Source organism: Thiocapsa bogorovii (genome assembly GCF_021228795.1).
GTDB classification, from domain to species: Bacteria; Pseudomonadota; Gammaproteobacteria; order Chromatiales; family Chromatiaceae; genus Thiocapsa; species Thiocapsa bogorovii.
Genome location: NZ_CP089309.1, coordinates 525548 through 545820 on the forward strand (window position 1 = coordinate 525548; position 20273 = coordinate 545820).

Annotated in this window: 16 protein-coding genes; 1 reads left to right on the top strand and 15 read right to left on the bottom strand. The window is 63.0% G+C overall.

Annotation, left to right across the window (positions count from 1 at the left end; genetic code table 11):
• Positions 1–57 precede the first annotated feature (57 nt).
• Complete coding sequence (locus tag LT988_RS02560; protein WP_232408696.1) at positions 58–2763, top strand: cation-translocating P-type ATPase; 2706 nt, start codon at positions 58–60, stop codon at positions 2761–2763.
• 170 nt (positions 2764–2933) lie between these two features.
• Here the strand turns inward: LT988_RS02560 and LT988_RS02565 are convergent, their stop codons facing one another.
• The 15 genes from LT988_RS02565 to LT988_RS02635 all read right to left on the bottom strand — a co-directional run bounded on the left by LT988_RS02565 (position 2934) and on the right by LT988_RS02635 (position 20267).
• Positions 2934–3695 carry an MBL fold metallo-hydrolase gene (locus tag LT988_RS02565; RefSeq protein ID WP_232408697.1) on the bottom strand — a complete coding sequence of 254 codons (762 nt, stop codon included), beginning with the start codon at positions 3693–3695 and terminating at the stop codon, positions 2934–2936.
• Positions 3696–3707: 12 nt separating this feature from the next.
• Entirely contained in the window at positions 3708–4925 is a 1218-nt protein-coding gene (gene bamC, locus LT988_RS02570) for an outer membrane protein assembly factor BamC (protein WP_232408698.1), read from the bottom strand.
• Positions 4926–4962: 37 nt separating this feature from the next.
• Positions 4963–5838 carry a 4-hydroxy-tetrahydrodipicolinate synthase gene (dapA, locus tag LT988_RS02575; RefSeq protein ID WP_232408699.1) on the bottom strand — a complete coding sequence of 292 codons (876 nt, stop codon included), beginning with the start codon at positions 5836–5838 and terminating at the stop codon, positions 4963–4965.
• A 111-nt stretch (positions 5839–5949) separates the two neighbouring features.
• Positions 5950–7389, bottom strand: a complete 1440-nt coding sequence (nuoN, locus tag LT988_RS02580; RefSeq protein WP_232408700.1) for an NADH-quinone oxidoreductase subunit NuoN — start codon at positions 7387–7389, stop codon at positions 5950–5952.
• 144 nt (positions 7390–7533) lie between these two features.
• Complete coding sequence (locus LT988_RS02585; RefSeq protein ID WP_232408701.1) at positions 7534–9114, bottom strand: NADH-quinone oxidoreductase subunit M; 1581 nt, start codon at positions 9112–9114, stop codon at positions 7534–7536.
• 20 nt (positions 9115–9134) lie between these two features.
• Positions 9135–11141, bottom strand: a complete 2007-nt coding sequence (gene nuoL, locus LT988_RS02590) for an NADH-quinone oxidoreductase subunit L (RefSeq protein ID WP_232408702.1) — start codon at positions 11139–11141, stop codon at positions 9135–9137.
• Between the two features lie 67 nt (positions 11142–11208).
• Complete coding sequence (gene nuoK, locus LT988_RS02595) at positions 11209–11514, bottom strand: NADH-quinone oxidoreductase subunit NuoK (protein ID WP_007190921.1); 306 nt, start codon at positions 11512–11514, stop codon at positions 11209–11211.
• Complete coding sequence (locus LT988_RS02600; protein ID WP_232408703.1) at positions 11511–12164, bottom strand: NADH-quinone oxidoreductase subunit J; 654 nt, start codon at positions 12162–12164, stop codon at positions 11511–11513. The genes nuoK and LT988_RS02600 overlap by 4 nt, the downstream gene beginning before the upstream one ends.
• Before the next feature lie 211 nt (positions 12165–12375).
• A complete protein-coding gene (gene nuoI, locus LT988_RS02605) occupies positions 12376–12867 on the bottom strand; it encodes an NADH-quinone oxidoreductase subunit NuoI (RefSeq protein WP_408648038.1) in 492 nt (163 codons plus the stop codon).
• A 14-nt stretch (positions 12868–12881) separates the two neighbouring features.
• Positions 12882–13916: an NADH-quinone oxidoreductase subunit NuoH gene (nuoH, locus tag LT988_RS02610; protein WP_232408704.1), complete on the bottom strand. Its 1035-nt coding sequence runs from the start codon at positions 13914–13916 to the stop codon at positions 12882–12884.
• A 7-nt stretch (positions 13917–13923) separates the two neighbouring features.
• Positions 13924–16326, bottom strand: a complete 2403-nt coding sequence (gene nuoG, locus LT988_RS02615) for an NADH-quinone oxidoreductase subunit NuoG (RefSeq protein WP_232408705.1) — start codon at positions 16324–16326, stop codon at positions 13924–13926.
• A gap of 163 nt (positions 16327–16489) precedes the next feature.
• Positions 16490–17773, bottom strand: coding sequence for an NADH-quinone oxidoreductase subunit NuoF (gene nuoF / locus LT988_RS02620; protein WP_232408706.1), 1284 nt, complete (start codon positions 17771–17773; stop codon positions 16490–16492).
• 4 nt (positions 17774–17777) lie between these two features.
• Positions 17778–18305 carry an NADH-quinone oxidoreductase subunit NuoE family protein gene (locus LT988_RS02625; RefSeq protein WP_232408707.1) on the bottom strand — a complete coding sequence of 176 codons (528 nt, stop codon included), beginning with the start codon at positions 18303–18305 and terminating at the stop codon, positions 17778–17780.
• Positions 18305–19561, bottom strand: a complete 1257-nt coding sequence (locus LT988_RS02630; protein ID WP_232408708.1) for an NADH-quinone oxidoreductase subunit D — start codon at positions 19559–19561, stop codon at positions 18305–18307. The genes LT988_RS02625 and LT988_RS02630 overlap by 1 nt, the downstream gene beginning before the upstream one ends.
• Entirely contained in the window at positions 19554–20267 is a 714-nt protein-coding gene (locus LT988_RS02635; RefSeq protein WP_232408709.1) for an NADH-quinone oxidoreductase subunit C, read from the bottom strand. Before LT988_RS02635 ends, LT988_RS02630 begins: the two co-directional genes overlap by 8 nt.
• Positions 20268–20273: the final 6 nt, after the last annotated feature.

Sequence of the window (20273 nt, forward strand, 5' to 3'; positions counted from 1 at the left end):
GCGAGAGCGGGAGATCACCGATGACTCGGACTGGTCGCTGAAGCCGGGGGCGGAACCATGACTGCAGACACCCGGACGCGCCGATGGTACGACCTGAGTGTCGCCGAGACGACCGAGGCGTTAGGCGTCGATCCCGCCCGGGGCCTGTCGAGCGCCGAAGCCGAGCTGCGACGTCAAGGTTACGGCGACAACGCCCTTGACGAAACCAAGTCGCGCCCGCTCTGGCAGAGATTCCTGGACCAGTTCAGGAACCTTCTGGTGATCGTGCTCCTCTTCGCCGCCGCACTGGCGTGGACGGTCGGGGATCTCAAAGACGCGGTGGTGATCCTGGTCGTCGTGATCCTGAATGCCGCGCTCGGCTTCTATCAAGAGCACCGCGCCGAGCGCACACTCTCCACCCTCAAGGCGATGGTCGCCGTCCGCGCGCGCGTGCGTCGGGATGGTCGGATCGGCGAGGTCGAAGCGACCGAGTTGGTGCCCGGGGATCTCGTCCTGCTCGAGGCAGGCGATCGCGTGCCTGCGGATGGGCGGCTCCTTACGGCGCTCAACCTGGAGGTCGAGGAGGCCGCCCTGACGGGTGAGTCCCAGCCAGTCGGGAAATGCACGCAGGCCATGGAGGAGGCCGATCCACCGCTGGCCGAACGACTGAACATGCTCTACATGAATACTGTGGTGACGCGCGGCCGGGCCGAGATGCTGGTCGTCGACACCGGCATGACGACCGAGATCGGACGGCTGGCCGGGCTGATCGCCGAGACGCCGGAGTCCGAGACACCCCTGCAGCGGCAGTTGGATACGCTCGGTAAGCGGCTGGCGGCAATCGCCGGAATGATCGTCGCCGCGATCTTCCTTCTCGACCTGACGCGCGGACTGCCCTGGACGCAGGCCGCGATCACCGCCGTAGCCCTTGCAGTGGCGGCGATACCCGAGGGGCTGCCGGCGGTCGTCACCGTGACCCTGGCGATCGGCATGTGGCGAATGGCCCAGAATCGGGCGATCCTCAAGAAACTCTCGGCGGTGGAGACCCTCGGGTCCACCACGGTCATCTGTTCGGATAAGACCGGTACGCTCACGCTCAACCGGATGACCGCGCGCGCCGTCTGGTTTGCGGGCCAACGATTCAATGTCGACGGCGACGGCTACGGGGCCGAGGGCGCGATCCTTCGGGACGATCCGAGCGACTCGAGCGATCGGATCGATCCAATCGACTTGGCCCGTCCGATGGCGCTCTGCAACGAGTCGCGGGTGCGCGACGGCGAGTTGATCGGAGACCCCACCGAGGGCGCGCTCTGGGTTCTCGCCCGCAAGGCCGGCCTCGACCCCGAGTCCGAACAGGCTCGCCGCCCGCGAATCGGCGAGATCCCCTTCGACTCGGCCCACAAATTCATGGCGACCTTTCACCGCGCCGGCGACCAGGTCGAGTTGTTCGTCAAAGGTGCCCCGGACGTCCTGCTCGCCCGCGCGTCGCACTGGCTGGCCGCAAGCGGCGAGCAACCACTCGATGCCGCGACCCGCAAGCGCATCGAGTTCGAGAACGAGCACCTCGCGCGTCAAGCCCTGAGGGTGCTCGCGGTGACTCGGCGGATCATCCCGGCCCGTGATTTCGACCCTGCAGAGGATCTCTGGCGATGGGCCGATGGCTGGACCTTCCTGGGGCTTGCGGGCCTGATGGACCCACCGCGCCCGGAGGCGGCCGATGCCATCGCCCGCTGTCGTCGGGCCGGCATCCAGGTGAAGATGATTACGGGCGACCACAAACTGACCGCGGAGGCGATCGGGCGCGAGCTGGGGCTGACCGGCAAGGTCGTTACGGGAGCCGAGCTCGACGCAATGGGAGAGGCGGATCTCGGGCGCCGGATCGAGGACATCGACGTCATCGCCAGAGTCTCGCCGGCCCACAAGGTCAGGATCGTGAAGGCGCTCAAGGCGCGCGGCCATGTGGTCGCCATGACCGGCGACGGTGTCAACGACGCACCCGCGGTCAAGGCAGCCGATATCGGTGTTGCCATGGGTCTGAACGGCACTGCGGTCACGCGCGAGGCCGCCACCATGGTGCTGATGGACGATAACTTCGCGACCATCGTCAGGGCGGTGGAGGAAGGACGCGTCATCTTCGACAACATCGTGAAGTTCGTGCGCTTCCAGCTCTCGACCAACATCGGCGCCATCCTGACGGTACTGACGGCAACCCTGATGGGGCTTCCGACACCCTTCACGGCGATCCAACTCCTGTGGATCAATATCATCATGGACGGCCCCCCTGCGATGACGCTCGGTGTCGAGCCCGCGCGCCCCGGCATCATGCAGGCCCTGCCCCGCCGACAGGATTCTCAGATCCTCACGCTCAAGCGCTCGGCCGTCCTCGGACTCTACGGCACCACCATGATGGTCGGCACCCTCTGGCTGTTTCAGGATGCTTTGACCAGCCAAGGCGAGGCCTATGCCCTTACCCTTGCCTTCACCACCTTCGTGCTCTTTCAGTTCTTCAACGTCTTCAATGCCCGCAGCGAGCATGGCAGCGCCTTCAACGTACACTTCCTCGCAAACGGCAAACTCTGGCTGGCGCTCGGCGCCGTCCTGGCACTCCAGGTCTTGGTCGTGAATTGGCCCGAGGCTCAGGATATCTTCGCGACCACCCACCTGAGCCTCGAGGACTGGCTCAAAGCCGCGTTCGTTGCATCCAGCGTGCTCTTGCTCGACGAGGCCAGAAAAGCCGTACAGGCGATCACATCCAGGATCAAGAGCGGGGGCGATTCAACCTAGATCCGGCAGCGGCCGGCACCCGGCAGGTGGGGCGTCAGATGTCCAAGATCGTCAACCGCGTCGAACCCTTGCATCGGGCACAAAGCGGTCAACTGCCGGCTTCAGGTTCAAGAACAGAACGAACAGCTGATCCAGGCTAAGCGTCACGCCGGTCTCAGTCGGGCGGATCTTCAACATGGGCACCAGACGCTCGGTCTGTCCTGCTCCAGGATCAATGTCCGCTCGGCGAGCGATTCGCAGACACCGCGGATACTTGCGCCAACCAGATCGGGATGGTTGTTGGTCTCGCTGACGTGGGCCACGCAGAGTCGCGCGATGGCGCGGTGCGGCAAGGCGTCGAGCAGGCGGGCGGCTTGCAGGTTGCTGAGATGGCCGAAGTCACCGGCGACACGTCGCTGCAGGCTCGGCGGATAGGGGCCGCGCCGCAGGAGTTCCGGATCATGGTTGAGTTCCAGGATCAGCGCGTCGCAATCCTGAAGAACCTGCGTCATGTGGGGTGTCACACAGCCGGTATCGGTCAACATCCCCAAACGACGCCCATCGGCCTCGAACAGGAACTGACAGGGCTCGCGGGCGTCATGCGGAACCGGGTAGGAGCGGATACGGAGGCCATCGATCCTGACCGACTGCCCCTGACCGGAGAGCAGCCGCAACCTCGGGATCTCGGGAGCGCCAACGGCCCGCCACGTCCCGGGTGTTGTCCAGACCTCCACGCGATGGCGCCTCGCGAAGGACCAGACACCCTTCACATGGTCGCCATGCTCGTGGGTCAGGAGCAGAACATCGATACTGTCCGGCTCCACATCCGCCGCGAGCAGACGCTGATGCAGCTCGCGTAGGCTGAAGCCATTGTCCACCAGAACGCGGCAACCCGCACTTTCCACCAGCGTGGCGTTGCCGCGGCTGCCGCTGCCGAGAGAGCAGAAACGCACGTCGGGGCAGGTCTAACGAATCTGTTCCTTCATCAGCGTCAGGATCCGTTGGCTCGACTCAGATGTATCCGGTTTCCCGCTCGCATCCAGCACGGTGACACGAGATTCGGTCTCGCCCCCTTGCACACGTACCTGATACTGCTTGACGGGATCGACCTCGTTCTTCTTCCAGAAGGCCATCCGGGAAAGGAGTCCGGGGCTCTTCCTGTCGGAAGCGCCGTCCTGCCCTGCGTATCGGACATAGTAGACGCCTTGACTGAGATCGCGGTCCTCAACCGAGAATCCGGCGCGATCCAGGGCCGAACCGGTGGTTCTCCAAGCGCGGCGGAAATCCTCCTGAATCACCAGCGCTTGAGAGCCTCCCTCGGTGACAAGTCGAGCGCTGACAGGCTGGATCGCAAGACCTCCTCCCGCACGGCCGGAGCTGGCCCCGGACGCGGGGCTCACCGCCGCGGCCCGCTGCTCGGATGCACCAAGGAAAACCATGAGGCGCCGCAGCATCTCGGCTTCCTTTCCCGAATCGGTACCGCTGGGCTCCCAAATGGTTCGGCTCCCGTCACCGATCGCGTTGGTCACGAGGCGTTCTTCCATCCCGCGATGCGTGAGATGGATTTCGGTGGTTCCGGGGGACGTACCGGGCTCGATACGAACGCTGTACTGATCTCGCGTCGAGGTCGCATAGACCCCTTCGACGACCTTGCTGATCATCCGCGTCACGAAATCACGCCGGATCTCAGCGCGATTGTCCAACCAATCCGTGCGCATCACACCGACGGTCGGATTCTGTTCGACCAGGAGGATACCCTGCTCCCGCCAGAAGGAGATGACCTGCGGCCACACCTGCTGCGGCGAGGCCTGGACCTCGAGCCAGCGCTCGTTGTCACGCCGCTTCAGCTCCACATCGGGTGTTTCGGGGAGGACCTCGCCCGAGGCCGCGACCCGCTGGCGTTTAGCGCGACTCCCGCTGTACTCCGAGTAGGTCGCCCCGCCGGCTGGCGGAATATCCAGGGCATCATCGAACGTTCCCGAGGTCAAGTCCGGCGGGATCTCCAGATTCTCCCCGGCCTCCTGCTGCTTTTTATAGGCAAGTCGCTGGTCGGGGATCGCGTCGTTGATGACGTCCGAGCCGCAACCGGACAGAAGCAAAGTCAGCGCCAGTCCGGCGCAGACGCCGCCCGCCAACGAAAAACGTGGTCTCAAGGTGAGCGACCTCTTTAGTCGATTGAGCATACGCAGCTGCTCGGGCGCGTCGACGCGGCCAACGGCGTCAAAGCACACCCGCCAGCTCCATCGCAGCGCGGACGCGTGCATGATGCTCTTCGGAGAGCCAGGTGAGTGGAAGGCGGATACCTTTCGCGCATAACCCGATCTCGGCAACACCCCATTTTACCGGGATCGGATTGGACTGCACGAACAGGTCGTGATGCAGTGCATCGAGTCGCCGATTGATGGCCTCGGCGTTTTCGCGATCGCCCGCGAGCGCTGCATCGCACATGTCCTGCATCAATCGAGGCGCCAGATTCGAGGTCACCGAGATGACCCCGTCGCCGCCGGTCAGCATGAACTCGCATCCGGTTGCATCGTCTCCGCTGTAGAGCGCGAATCCGTCGCCGCAACCGGCCCGCAACCGCGCGACACGGGTCAGATCGCCCGTCGCGTCCTTGATGCCGACGATATTCTCGATGGGCGCGAGCCGAGCCGCCGTCTCGGGCAGCAGGTCGCATGCCGTCCGACCGGGCACGTTGTAGAGGATCTGCGGGATGTCGACGGCCTCGGCGATCGCGCGATAATGGAGATACAACCCCTCTTGAGTGGGCTTGTTGTAATAGGGCGTCACCAGAAGGGCCGCCTGAGCGCCGGCCTCTTTGGCGCAACGGGTCAGGTTGATCGCCTCGCGCGTCGAGTTGGCCCCCGTGCCCGCGATGACGGGGATCCTGCCACCGGCAAGCTCCAGCGTCCGGCGAATGACGGCGCAGTGCTCCTCCTCGTCGAGCGTCGCCGACTCTCCGGTGGTCCCGACAGCGACGATGGCCGTGGTCCCCGCGTCGACATGGAAGTCGACGAGACGCGCTAGGCTCGCGTCGTCGATGCCCCCGTCCTCGTGCATGGGGGTGATGAGGGCAACGATGCTGCCGCGAAGCATGTCCGACTCCGTTAAGCGAAAACCCCGATGGTAGTACGCGAGACGGCGCCGACACAACCGAGATGATCCGAACCGGGGTGCGCGGACCTCGGGCGCTCCAAGCCTAGAGGCTTAAACAAAGACACTTTGGCACCAGCTCAAGAGGGTCGCCGGGAAGAGGCCGAGCACCAAAAGGGAAAGACCGTTGAGACTCATGGCGACGCGCACGCCGCTGCTGGTCGTCAGGACGGGCATGTCCGGGTTCGGCTTGTCGAAATAGATCACCTTGACCACGCGCAGGTAGTAGAAGGCCCCGATGATCGAAAAGGCGACGGCAACAAGTGCGAGCCAGACGAGGTCGATCCGAACAACAGCCTCGAGCACCAGCAGCTTTGCCATGAAGCCGACTGTCGGCGGGACACCGGCCATCGAGAACATCACCAATGCCATCATGGCCGCATACCAGGAATCTCGGTCGTTCAGTCCCTTGAGGTCGTCCAGATTCTCCGCATCGAAGCCTTTGCGGCTCAGGATCAGCAGGATGCCGAAGGCGCCGGTCGACATGACGGCGTAGACGATCGCGTAGAACATCGCCGACGCGTAGCCTTGAGCGGAACCGGCCAAGAGCCCGAGAAAGATGAACCCAACGTGCGAGATGGTCGAGTAGGCCAGCATGCGCTTGATGTTGGTCTGCGCGATCGCGACCAGGTTGCCAAGACCCATGGAGAGCACGGCGAGAATCAGGAGCATGCCCTGCCAATCCGGCTGGATCGCCTCGAGGCCATCGACCAACATACGAATCGCCAACGCGAAGGCCGCGATCTTCGGCGCACTGCCGAGCAACAGAACGGCCGGCGTAGGCGCGCCCTCGTAGATGTCGGGGACCCACATATGGAAGGGCACGGCACCGAACTTGAAGCCCACGCCGATGACCAGGAAGACCACGCCGAAGACCAGGACCTTATTGTCCATGCCCTGCTCGGCCACCGCCTGTGCGACCGGACCGAACTCGATCGAGCCGGTGGCGCCGTAAATCATGGAGACGCCATAGAGGAGCATTCCCGAGCCGAGCGCGCCCAGCACGAAATATTTCATCGCGGCTTCGGCGCCCTTCTTCGAGTCGCGATCGAAGGCGACCAGGGCATAGAGACAGAGCGCTTGGAGCTCGAGACCGAGATAGATCGTCAGGAAACTGTTGGCCGACACCATGATCAGCATCCCGAGGATCGCAAAGAGCCCCAAGACGTAGAACTCGCCGACGAAGAGTCCGCGATCCTTCAGCCACGGGCGTGCATAGACGAAGGCGAGCAGGCTGACGACCAGGATCGCGCCTCTGAGCAGATCGGTCAGGCCGTCGCGCACGACATTGCCGTCGAAGATGATGCGCGCCTCGCCGCCGCCCACGGCACCCGTCAGACCGATCGCGACCAGCAGTCCGATCAGGGTCAGGGTATGGTTGATGTCCTTGTCCTTCTCCTTGAGATAGAGATCCAGCACCAGCACGAGAGTGGCGGTGACCAGGATCGCGATCTCCGGCAGGATAGGGAACAGATTGGCGGCGTCGAATGGCATGTGAGAATTCCGATTAAACCGCGCCCGGTGCGGCATGCTTCGTTTGTTGGATTGGCTTGGCCGCGCCAGCTCCGACGTCTGTCGGAGGTGGCGCGGTTCAAGGTATTCAAAAATATGAAGTGAGACCCGCGCCCGAGCGCATCCTTACGGCTGTCCGGTCAAACCAGCCACGGATGCGGGCACCGCAAGGACGCAGTCCGCCGCCTCGGAGGCCGGCAACTTGCACTCGCTGACGTGGGCGACCAGGTTCTCGACCGAGGCGTGCATCACCTCCATCAAGGGCGCGGGCCAGACCCCGAGGGCCAGGACAGCAGCAGCCAGTACCCCGAGATTCAGCGTTTCGCGGCGGTTGAGGTCTTGCAGACCGGCTACCTTCTCGTTCTTGACCTCCCCGAAGATCACCCGTTTGACCATCCAGAGGGTGAAGGCCGCCGCTAGAATCAAGGTGGTCGCAGCCAGGAAGGCCCACCAGAAATCGGCCCTGAAGGTCGCGAGGATCACCATGAACTCGCCGACGAAACCGGAAGTCCCGGGCAGACCCGCGTTGGCCATCGCGAAAAACACCACGAAGGCACCAAACCAAGGCATCGTGTTGATCACACCGCCGTAGTCGGCGATCTCGCGCGAATGAACCCGGTCGTAAAGCACGCCCACGCAAAGGAAGAGCGCGCCCGAGATGAATCCATGGGAAATCATCTGCACCATACCACCCTCGATCCCCATGACCGACCCGCCGGCGACCTCCGGGTTGCGGATGATGGTGAAGACGATAAAAAAGCCGAGCGTCACAAAGCCCATGTGCGCGATCGACGAATAGGCGATCAGCTTCTTCATGTCCTGCTGAACGAGGGCCACGAATCCGATGTAGACCACGGCGATCAGGGACAACGCAATGATCAGCCAATCGAGCGAGGCGCTGGCGTCCGGTGTGATCGGCATGGAAAAGCGCAGGAACCCGTAACCGCCGATCTTCAGCATGATGGCCGCCAGGATCACCGACCCGCCGGTCGGCGCCTCGACATGCGCATCCGGCAGCCAGGTGTGAACCGGGAACATGGGCACCTTGACCGCAAAGGCGAGCAGAAAGGCGATGAAGATCAGAATTTGATCCGTCATGCCCAATTCCAGATCGTGGAAGTCGAGGATGCTGAAGCTGTCGGCCTGGAAGAACATGTAGATCAAGGCGACCAACATGAACACCGAGCCGAAGAAGGTATAGAGGAAGAACTTGATGGTCGCATAGACCCGATTCGGCCCGCCCCAGACCCCGATGATGATGAACATCGGGATCAGCATCGCCTCCCAGAAGACATAAAAGAGGATGGCGTCGAGTGCCGAAAATACGCCGACCATCACGCCTTCCATGATCAGGAAGGCCGCCATGTAATGGGACGGTTTATACGTAATGACGTCCCACCCCGCGATGATCACGAAGATGGTGATGAAGGTCGTCAGGATAATCAGTGGCATGGAGATGCCGTCGACACCGAGGTAGTACTCGACGTTGAAGGTCGGGATCCAGGCCGCGCGCTCGACGAACTGCATCTGCCCGTTGCCGGCGTCGAAACCTGTCCAAAGGCCGAGGCTGACGGCAAAGGTCAGGATCGCAAAGGCGAGCGCGATCCACTTGGAGATGTCGGAGGCCCGATCACCGCTCGCCAGCACGGCGATGCCGCCGATGATGGGCAACCAGATGACCAGCGTCAGGAGAGGTAACTCGTACATGCGGGGCGTCTCCTTCCGCTTTAGAGCACGACGAAGAACGTCAAGAGCCCGACGAGCCCGACGATCATCGCAATCGCGTAGTGATAGAGGTAACCGGTCTGCAAATGCCGCGCACGCTGCGCCAGCGCTGCAACCCCATGAGCCGATCCGTTGACCACGCCGTCGTCGATGATCGCGCGGTCACCGCCGAGCCAGAGCACCTTACCCAGCCAACGGCCGCCTCCGGCAAAGACCTTCTGATTGAAGTCGTCGAACCCGTATTTGGCCTGCAGGATCTTGGTGACGGGGCCACCCATCGCCTGCAGTTGCTCGTCGATCTTCGGATTCTTTGCGAAGGTGAACCACCAGACGACGGCGGCCAAGACCAGCCCACCCATCGCCAGGAAGAAGGGCGGCATGGTCATGCCGTGCAGGACGAAGGCCCACTGGCCGTGCCAATGCTCGCGCAGGGCGTGCAGGGTATCGTGCTCGGGCGCCACGACGATGGGGTTCCAGTCGCCGGTGGCGAACCAATTGGTCACCAACAGCGGCTCGATGACCAGCCAGCCGAGCACCACCGAGGGTATCGCCAGAAGCACCAGCGGTAAGGTCACGACCCATGGGGTCTCGTGCAGATGGTGTCTGGTATGCTCGTCCATCCGCGGCTTGCCGTGGAAGACCAGGAAATACATGCGAAAGCTGTAGGCCGCGGTCACGAAGACACCGATCGTCAACAGGAGCGAGGCATAACCGGAACCGTAGAGGGTCGAGTGACCTACCGCCTCGATGATGGCGTCCTTCGAGAAAAAGCCGGAGAAGGCCGGGAACCCGATCAGGGCGAGCGAGCCGATCAATGCGGTGATCCAGGTGATCGGCATGTAACGGCGCAGGCCGCCCATCTCGCGGATGTCCTGCTTGTGATGCATGGCGATGATCACCGAGCCGGCAGCCAGGAACAGCAGCGCCTTGAAGAAGGCGTGGGTCATGAGATGGAACATCCCGGCGGCGTAGGCCGAGGCTCCGAGCGCCGTCACCATATAGCCGAGCTGCGACAGGGTCGAATAGGCGACGACCCGCTTGATGTCGTTCTGCACCAGACCGATCAGGCCCATGAAGAGTGCCGTGGTCGCGCCGATGATGAGGATGAAGCTGAGCGCCGTCTCGGACATCTCGAACAGCGGCGACATGCGCGCCACCATGAAGACGCCCGCCGTGACCATGGTCGCGGCGTGAATCAAGGCCGAGATGGGCGTGGGGCCTTCCATCGAGTCCGGCAGCCAGACATGCAGGGGAACCTGCGCCGACTTACCCATGGCACCGATGAAGAGCAGAATACAGATCAGGGTCATGAGCGAGACGCCGCCAAACAGGGCGAGCTGGGTGTCGGCGTGGTCGGGCGCAGCGGCAAAGACCTCGACGTAATCCATGCTGTTGAAATACATTCCGATCGCAGCGATGCCCAGAATGAAGCCAAAATCGCCGACCCGGTTGACCAGGAAGGCCTTCATGTTGGCAAAGATCGCCGTCTCGCGCGTCGACCAGAAGCCGATGAGTAGATAGGAGACCAAACCGACCGCCTCCCACCCGAAGAAGAGCTGCATGAAGTTGTTGGACATAACCAACATCAACATGGAAAAGGTAAAGAGCGAGATGTAGCTGAAGAAACGCTGATAGCTGTTCTTGCCGGTCAGCGCACCGTGCGGCCAGTTGTGCTCGTCATCGGCCATGTAGCCGATCGTATAGATGTGGACCATCAAGGAGACGAAGGTTACGGTCGCCATCATGAGCGCCGTGAGCCGATCGACCAGGAAGCCGATCTCGAAGCGGATGCCGTCCGACACCATCCAGGTATAGACGGCCTCGTTGTAGACCGGCAGATCACCCCAGATAAAGCGCGCGAGCACCATGAGCGAAAGCGCCGTAGAGAGCCCGACGCCGGCAATGGTCACCGCATGCGCCCCCTGTCGGCCGATTCGGCCGCCGAAAAAGCCGGCGATGATGGCGCCCAAGAGCGGCGCAAGCACGATGGTCAGGTAGACGTTTTCCACTGTTTAGTTCGCTCTTTCGCTTGATGTGATCCGGATCGACCCGCGAGCCGCGCAGACGCCGTGCGCGCTACCCCTTGAGGCTATCCAAATCCTCCACGTTGATCGTCTGCCGATTACGGAAAAGCACCACCAGGATCGCAAGCCCGATCGCAGCCTCGGCCGCCGCCACGGTCAGAATGAAGAAGACGAAGACCTGACCCGTCATATCCCCGAGAAAATGGGAAAAGGCCACGAAATTCATATTCACCGCCAAGAGCATCAGCTCGATGCACATCAGCAGCAGGATGACGTTCTTGCGATTCAGGAAGATCCCGGCAACCGCCAGCATGAAGAGCCCGGCAGCCAGGATCAAATAGTCGGAGAGCGCGATCATTCGGTCGATTCCTGTGGTGCAGCCGAGGCGGCGACGGCCGGAACCGCGGCACTCTCTGAAGGCATCTTGACGATACGAATCCGGTCCGGACCCTTTTTGACCCTGACCTGCTTCCCCGGATCCATATATTTGGAGTCGGGCCGACGGCGCAGCGTCAAGCGAATCGCGGCGACGATCGCGACAAGCAGGATGATGGCGGCAATCTCGAACGGATAGACATAGAGGGTATAGAGCAGGAGACCGAGCTCTTCGGTATTGCTCGCCTCGGGGCCGGCCGGCACGGGCGACGGGAAATGCTGCAATCCGAAATTCGCCGGCCCGACGATCAGGAAGATCTCGAGGGCCAGCACGACCGCAATCAGCGCACCGATCGGCAAATAGCGAATAAAGCCGGCACGGAGCGTCGCGATATCGACGTCGAGCATCATCACCACGAAGAGGAAGAGCACCATGACTGCACCGACATAAACCAGGATCAGCACGATGCCGAGGAACTCAGCCTCGAGCAGGATCCACAGGGCCGCGCTGCTGATGAAGGCCAGCACCAAATAGAGGACGGCGTGGACCGGATTGCGGCGCGTGATCACCATCCCTGCAGCAATTAGGGTTATGGCGGCAAAGACATAGAAGAGGAATTTTTCAAAGCCCATGATTCATCCGAATGCCGTGGTTAGGCGCAATGGTCAAATGAGCGCCAACGGAGCGCCCGATCGGCGCCTGATCACCTTGTGATCGATCGAGCCCCGACGCGCCGTAAGAGCGGATCGACGAAAACCCCGGAACGCTGCGCACGAAGGCACCGATCCTCCAGCGTGCCTTCACCCACCGGCTGCGGTCCCTGCGATCCGGGGCCCATCGCGTTCAGCGGTAGGGCGCGTCCGCCGCGCGAGCCGCGGCGATGTCCGCCTCGTACTTGTCACCGATCGCGAGGAGCTTGTCCTTGGTCATGATGTTCTCGCCGCGATTCTCGAAGTGATATTCGTAGACCCCGGTCTCGACGATCGAGTCTACCGGGCAAGACTCCTCGCAGAAGCCGCAATAAATGCACTTGAAGAGGTCGATATCGTAGCGCGTCGTCCGCCTGGATCCGTCCTCGCGCGGCTCGGCCTCGATCGTGATGGCCAGTGCCGGACAGACCGCCTCGCAGAGCTTGCAGGCGATGCAGCGTTCCTCGCCGTTGGGATAGCGCCGCAAGGCATGCAGGCCGCGAAAACGCGGCGAGATCGGGGCCTTCTCCTCCGGATACTGGACCGTGAATTTGCGCTTGAACAGATAAGCGCCCGTCAGGCTCAAGCCCTTGAAGAGCTCGACCATCAAAAGGCTTTGGAGGTATTCGCGTGTGGCTTTCAACATCGGTCGTCTCCGGGTCAGGCGGACCACCAAGGGGGCAGCTCGGCGAGCACCGCAAGCGCCACCACCAGGATCCAGACGATCGTGATCGGGATGAAGACCTTCCAACCCAGACGCATGATCTGGTCGTAGCGATACCGCGGGAAGGTCGCCCGTAACCACAAGAATACGAACATGAAGAAGAAGGTCTTGAGCAGCAGCCAATGGAAGCCGTCACCCAGGATCGGAACGCCTTCGATCCAGCCCTGCGGGAAGGGCGATAGCCAGCCTCCCATGAAGAGCAGGGCCGAAAGTGCCGAGATGAGGATCATGTTCGCGTATTCGGCGAGGAAGAAGACCGCGAAGGCCATCCCGGAATACTCCACATGGAAACCCGCGACGATCTCGGACTCGCCTTCGGCGACGTCGAAGGGCGCACGGTTGGTTTCGGCAATCCCCGAGATCAGATAGACGCCGAACAAGGGCAACAACGGCAGCCAGAACCAGGTGAGGAGGTTACCCTCTTGGGCCGCGACGATGGCGCCCAGATTCAGGCTCCCGGCCGCGACGAGAACGCCGACCAGCGCGAAGCCCATCGCGATCTCGTAGGCGACGATCTGAGCGGCCGAGCGCATAGCGCCGAGCAGGGCATATTTGGAGTTCGACGCCCACCCCGCGATGATGATGCCGTAGACACCGAGAGAGGTCAGCGCAAGCAAATAGAGCAAGCCGGCATTGATGTCGGACAGCACCAGCCCTTCGTCGAAGGGGAACACCGCCCAGGCAGCCAAGGCCGGCGCGATCGCGATCATGGGCGCCAACAAGAACAAAGCTTTGTCGGCCTTGGTCGGGATGACGATCTCCTTCATCATCAGCTTGACCGCATCCGCAATCGGCTGCAGCGAGCCGCGCCAGCCGACCCGGTTGGGTCCGATGCGGACCTGGATATAGCCGATCACCTTGCGCTCGGCCAAGGTGTAATAGGCGACCATTCCGAGGAGCGGCAAAACGATTGCGATGATCTTGATCAGGATCTGGATCACCACGGGAAGCGCATTCCATAGTTCGATCATCGTTGACTCATCCCGCCTCGCTGCCCGTCTCGCCGAACCACGGCCTGATCTCGACCGGGCCGATCTGCGCGCCCAGCCGCCCGCTTCCGGTCACGGCTGCCGGGATCCGCGCACAGCCCATCGCGATAGCGTCGTCCAGGAAGACATTGGCCTCGACCTCGTGGCCGTTCTGAATGATCAAGACCGTCTGATCGGCAATCAGTCCATCGCCACGCGCCTGCTCTGGATGCAGATAGACACCGAAAGCCGCGCCGTGCACGGGTGTGCGCTGCAGGGCCGGAGCCCGTCGGACCAGCGGATCCAGGGCATAGATGGGCACGCTCCCGAGCCGCATCAGGCCGGCGGTTGTGCTGGGTGTAGCCGTCGGATAATCCCTGCGCGGGGTGTTGTCGAGCGAGGCATCGCCGCACAGCCCGTCAAGCTCGTCGCGCACCTGCGCCGCATCCCGATACTCGAAGCCCGGAAGATCCAGCAGATTGCCCAGCACGCGCAACACCTTCCAGCCGGGACGTGCCTCGCCGGGGGGCGCGACCGCACCCTGAAACCGCTGCCACAGCCCCCCCGCGTTGACAAAGGTGCCGGAGGTTTCGGCAAACGCACCGATCGGAAGCAGGACGTCGGCAACGGCCTCGAGCGAAGGCGAGCGAAAAGCCGAGCAGGCAATCACGCGATCGGCCGATTCGCACATGGCCATCGCCCGCGCGGGGTCGATGAGATCCCGATCCGGCTCCAAGCCCCAGAGGACCAGCGTGCTCGGCGGCGCACTCAGCATCTCGCCGACCCCGCGGCCCTTCGACTCGGCCGCCCGACCGCCGGGCAGACCCTGGGGCACGGCGCCGGCCAGATGCGCGCCGATGCTGTTCGCCGAGGCCGGCAGGAAACCCACGACGGCGCCGCTCAATTTACCGATCCGATAGGCCAGCGCCTTGAGCAGCGCGTAGTCCGGATGAGCGGCGGCCAGCGCGCCCAGCAAGACCGCGCCGGCAGACTTCTCTCCCGCAGCACGCAGGGCCTCGGCGATCGCCTGATGGGCGTCGTCGGGCTTGGCCGCGCCGATGACTGTCTTGAGTGTCTTCGACGCCTTGGCACCCAGCGCCTTGGCGATCGCCGCGAGGTCCGCGACCATCTGCGCAGGCGTCCCGACCAACTGCCGGGCGGGATGGGTCAGCGCCAGGGTCAAGGGATTCACGCAGGCGACGGTCGCACCCTCCAGCGCAGCCTTTCGGATGCGGTGGGCCAACAGCGGCTGCTCTTGGCGGATCTCGGTTCCGATTAGGAGGATCGCCTCGCGGGTCTCCAGGTCGGCGATCGGCAGACCCAGCCAAGGCAGCATCGGATCGGCGTCGTCACCGCTGAAGTCCTGCTGGCGCAGACGATGATCGATATTGGCGCAACCCAGGCCGCGCGCAACCCGCTGCGCCAGATAGAGCTCCTCGAGCGTCGCGTTCGGGGCCATCAGCCAGCCCATGCGGCTCGCATCGGCGGCCTTTAGATGTTCGGCGACCGCAGTCAGGGCCTCTTGCCACTCGACCTCGCGCCAGACCCCGTCGATCTTGATCATGGGCGCAGTCAGGCGATCCTCGGCATTCAGACCCGCATAGCTGAAACGGTCGCGATCCGAGATCCAGGTCTCGTTGACCGCCTCGTTGTCGCGCGGATGCACCCGCATGACCCGCCCGCCGCGCACATGCAGACGAATGTTCGAGCCGACCCCGTCATGTGGGGCAATGCTGTCGGCGTCGGTCAGCTCCCAGGCCCGCGCCGTGAAGCGGTACGGCTTGGAGGTCAGCGCACCGACAGGGCAGAGATCGATGATATTGCCCGAGAGTTCGTGGCTCACGGTATGGGCGACGAAGGTCCCGATGCGCATATCTTCGCCGCGACCCGTCGCGCCGAGCTCACGTACGCCGGCGATCTCTGCGCCGAAGCGTACGCAGCGGGTGCAATGGATGCAGCGTGTCATATCGGTGGCGATGAGCGGCCCGAGATCCTCGTCCTTGACAACCCGCTTGCGCTCGGAGAAGCGCGAGACGTCGCCGCCGTAGCCCATCGCGACGTCCTGTAGCTCGCATTCGCCGCCCTGGTCGCAAATCGGACAGTCGAGCGGATGATTGATGAGCAGGAACTCCATCGTCCCCTGCTGGGCATCGATGGCCTTGGGCGAGCGCGTCTGGACCTTCATGCCCGTACCGACCGGAGTGGCGCACGCGGGTACCGGCTTGGGAAAAGGGCGACCGCCCTGCTCCGCCTCGACCAGACACATGCGGCAGTTGGCCGCGATGGACAGCTTCTTGTGATAGCAGAAACGCGGGATGATGATCCCCTCGCGGTCCGCGACCGCGATGATCATCTCTCCCGGTTCCGCCTCGCAGGTGCGGCCGTCGATCTCGATCGTGATCTTATCCGTCATTCAGCTCTCTCGATCGGCGCCCTTGGGCCGGGTGTCGCGCACCGGTGCGGCGCACGTTCTCGGACCTGCTCGCTCGCGCGAACGGGGCCATTCTACAAGTTTGCGATTCCGGGGCGAGGACGGCGAGCCGCGCCCGCCCCGATTCGGATCAGGCCGCAGGTTTCTAGGCTGCCATGCTTTGGCCGTGCTCGATCAGGTGCTCGAATTCGTGTCGATAATGCTTGAGAAAGCTCTGCACCGGCATTGCGGCGGCATCGCCGAGGGCACAAATGGTCCGACCGCCGATCCGACCCGCGACACTGTCGAGCAAATCCAGGTCGCCCGGCCGGCCCTTGCCGTCCAGGATGCGGCGCAGCACCCGCTCCAGCCAACCGGTACCTTCGCGACAGGGCGTGCACTGACCGCAGGACTCGTGCATGTAGAAGTGCGCCAGGTTGTGAAGCACCCTGACCATGCAGGTCCCCTCGGCGATCACGATCACGGCGCCCGAGCCCAGCATCGAGCCGGCCTTGGCGATCGAGTCGTAGTCCATGTCCACATCCATCATGATCTCGCCGGGCACGACCGGGACGGACGATCCGCCGGGAATCACGGCCTTGAGCGCACGGCCGTCTTTCATCCCGCCGGCCAGCTCGAGCAGATCCCGGAAGGGTGTGCCCAGTGGAATCTCGAAGTTATCCGGACGCGCGACATGCCCGGTGACCGAGAAGAGCTTGGGGCCGCCGTTGTTCGGGCGCCCCTGCTCCAAGAACCACTGCCCGCCCTTCTCCAGGATGACCGGGATCGAAGCCAGCGACTCGGTGTTGTTGATGGTGGTCGGACGCCCGTAGAGACCGAACTGGGCCGGGAACGGCGGCTTGAAGCGCGGCTGTCCCTTCTTGCCCTCGATCGACTCGAGTAGAGCGGTTTCCTCGCCGCAGATGTAGGCGCCGGCGCCAAGATGGTTGTAGAGGTCGAAATCCACACCCGAGCCCTGGATGTCCTTGCCCAACAGACCCGCCGCGTAGGCCTCGCGGATGGCCTCCTCGCACCGTTCGATCGGCTCGTAGAACTCGCCGCGGATATAGTTGTAGCCGACCGTTGCGCCGATGCAGTAGCCGGCGATCGCCATGCCTTCAATCAACTGATGCGGGTTATAGCGCAGGATGTCGCGATCCTTGCAGGTCCCCGGCTCACCCTCGTCGGAGTTACAGACGATGTACTTTTGGCCGGGCGCCGTGCGGGGCATGAAGCTCCACTTCAGGCCGGTCGGGAAGCCCGCACCGCCGCGACCGCGCAGTGCCGAGAGCTTGATCTCTTCAATGATGTCGGCCGGATCCGGACGCTCGCGCAGGATCTTTTCCCATTGCACATAGCCGCCGAGGCTGCGATAGGCATCCAAGGTATGCCGGGTCGTCGCATCCAGGTGCATGTTGCGAAAACAGACGCTGTTCTGATTCGGGACCATCGGCCTACTCCAGCTCGTCGATCAACTTATCGAGCGCTTGGGGCGAGAGGTTCTCGTGATAGGTCTTGTCGACCAGCACCGCCGGCGCATGCCGACACGCACCGAGACACTCCACCTCTTTGAAGGTGAAGCGACCGTCGGCGGTCGTCTCGCCGAGACGCACGTCGTACTTGTGCTCGACATGCTCGATCAGCTCCTCGGAGCCCAGCAGCAGGCAAGACACGCTGTTGCAAACGCACACCTTGTGTCGACCCTGGGGCTCCAGATCATACATGCCGTAGAAGGTCGCGACCTCGTAAACGGACACCTCCGGCATATCCAGATAGGCGGCGACATCATTCATGAGCTCGGGGGTCAGCCAGCCGCCATTGGCATCCTGCACGATGGTCAGCGCGGGCATCACCGCGGACTGTTTCCATTCGGCTGGATACTTGGCGATCCACGCATCAATCTGCTCGCGAATCTCGGCGGTGAAGAGGGTCGATTTATCGCGATCGTGAATGACCGCAAGCGGCGCGTTGCGAAAGCTCATCAGCGATCGATCTCCCCGAAGACAACATCCAGCGTCCCGATGATCGCCACGACGTCGGCGAGCATGTGGCCTTGCGACATCTCGTCCAATGCGGCGAGATGCGGAAAGCCTGGCGCACGGACCTTCAGACGATAGGGCTTATTGGCACCGTCCGAGACGATGTAGCAACCGAACTCGCCCTTCGGGGCCTCGACGGCGGCATACACCTCGCCGGGCGGCGGACAATAGCCCTCGGTAAAGAGTTTGAAGTGGTGGATCAAGGCTTCCATGTCGTCCTTCATGTCGGCGCGCGACGGCGGCATGACCTTGTGGTCATCGATCGCGACCGGGCCGGGATTCTCGCGCAGCCATTGCACGCACTGCTTGATGATCCGATTGGACTGGCGCATTTCCTCCATACGGACCAGATAGCGGTCATAGCAATCGCCGTTGACCCCGACCGGGATATCGAAGTCCATCTTGTCGTAGGCGGCATAAGGCTGCTTCTTGCGCAGATCCCATTCGACACCGGACCCACGCAGCATCGGACCCGTAAACCCAAGCTGGAGCGCACGCTCTGGCGAAACGACACCGATCCCGACGGTGCGCTGCTTCCAGATCCGATTATCCGTCAGCAGGGTCTCGTATTCGTCGACATGAGCCGGAAAGCGATCGGCAAAATCCTCGATGAAGTCGAGCAGCGAGCCCTGACGCGGTCCGTTGCGCTTTGCGATGGTCTTGGCGCTGTGCCACTTGGAGCTTCCCGAGTACTGCGGCATCCGATCGGGCAGATCCCGGTAGACACCGCCGGGGCGATAATAGGTGGCGTGCATCCGCGCGCCCGAAACCGCCTCGTAACAGTCGAGCAGGTCTTCACGCTCGCGGAAGCAGTAGAGGAAAACCGTCATGGCCCCGATGTCCAGACCATGCGCGGCGAGCCACATCAGATGATTCAGGATGCGGGTAATCTCGTCGAACATGGTGCGGATGTACTGAGCGCGCTCCGGGGCCTCGACCCCGAGCAGCTTCTCGATCGCCCGGACATAGCCATGCTCGTTGCACATCATCGACACATAGTCGAGCCGATCCATGTAGCCGATGCTCTGGTTGAACGGTTTGGACTCGGCAAGCTTCTCGGTCGCGCGATGCAGCAAACCGATATGCGGATCGGCCCGCTCGATGACCTCGCCGTCCATCTCGAGCACCAGACGCAGAACGCCGTGGGCCGAGGGATGCTGAGGCCCGAAGTTCAGCGTGTAGTTGCGAATCTCAGGCATCCGATGACTCCGAGCTCACGCCCGTCTGCACGTATCGACTGTCGGAGCGGATCACGCGCGGCACCAGGACACGCGGCGGGATCGAGACCGGTTCGTAGATGACCCGACCTTGCTCCGGGTCGTAGCGCATCTCCACATGCCCTGATAGGGGGAAATCCTTCCGAAAGGGATGCCCGACAAAGCCGTAGTCGGTGAGGATTCGACGCAAATCGGGATGGCCCCGGAAAAGGATCCCGAAAAGATCGAAGGCCTCGCGCTCGAACCAATTGGCCGCCGCCCAGACGGGGACGACCGAGTCGACCATCGGCTGACTGCTCCCCGTATAGACGCGCAGACGAACCCGCCGATTGTGTACGAGCGACAGGAGGTGGTAGACGACAGCAAAGCGCTTGGGGTCGTCGACGGCCAGCTCCTGGTCTCGATCGACGCCTCGGCCGAAACCCGTCGTGGATGCCTCTTCAGTCGCCCACTCGGACTTGCCGTAAGCGGCGTAGTCGACACCGCAGAGGTCGATCAGCTGCTCGAACCGCAACTGTGGATGGTCACGAAGGATCCACGCCACGTCGGTCAAACGCTCCGACGGCACGATCAGGGTGACCTCGCCGAGGTCCGTGACGGTCTCGCACCCCTGGCCGAGCAGCGCCTCGCCGAGTGCATCGACGAGCGCGGTCAACCTGGCGGGGTTGGACAGGATGTCTTTTGCCATTGGAAT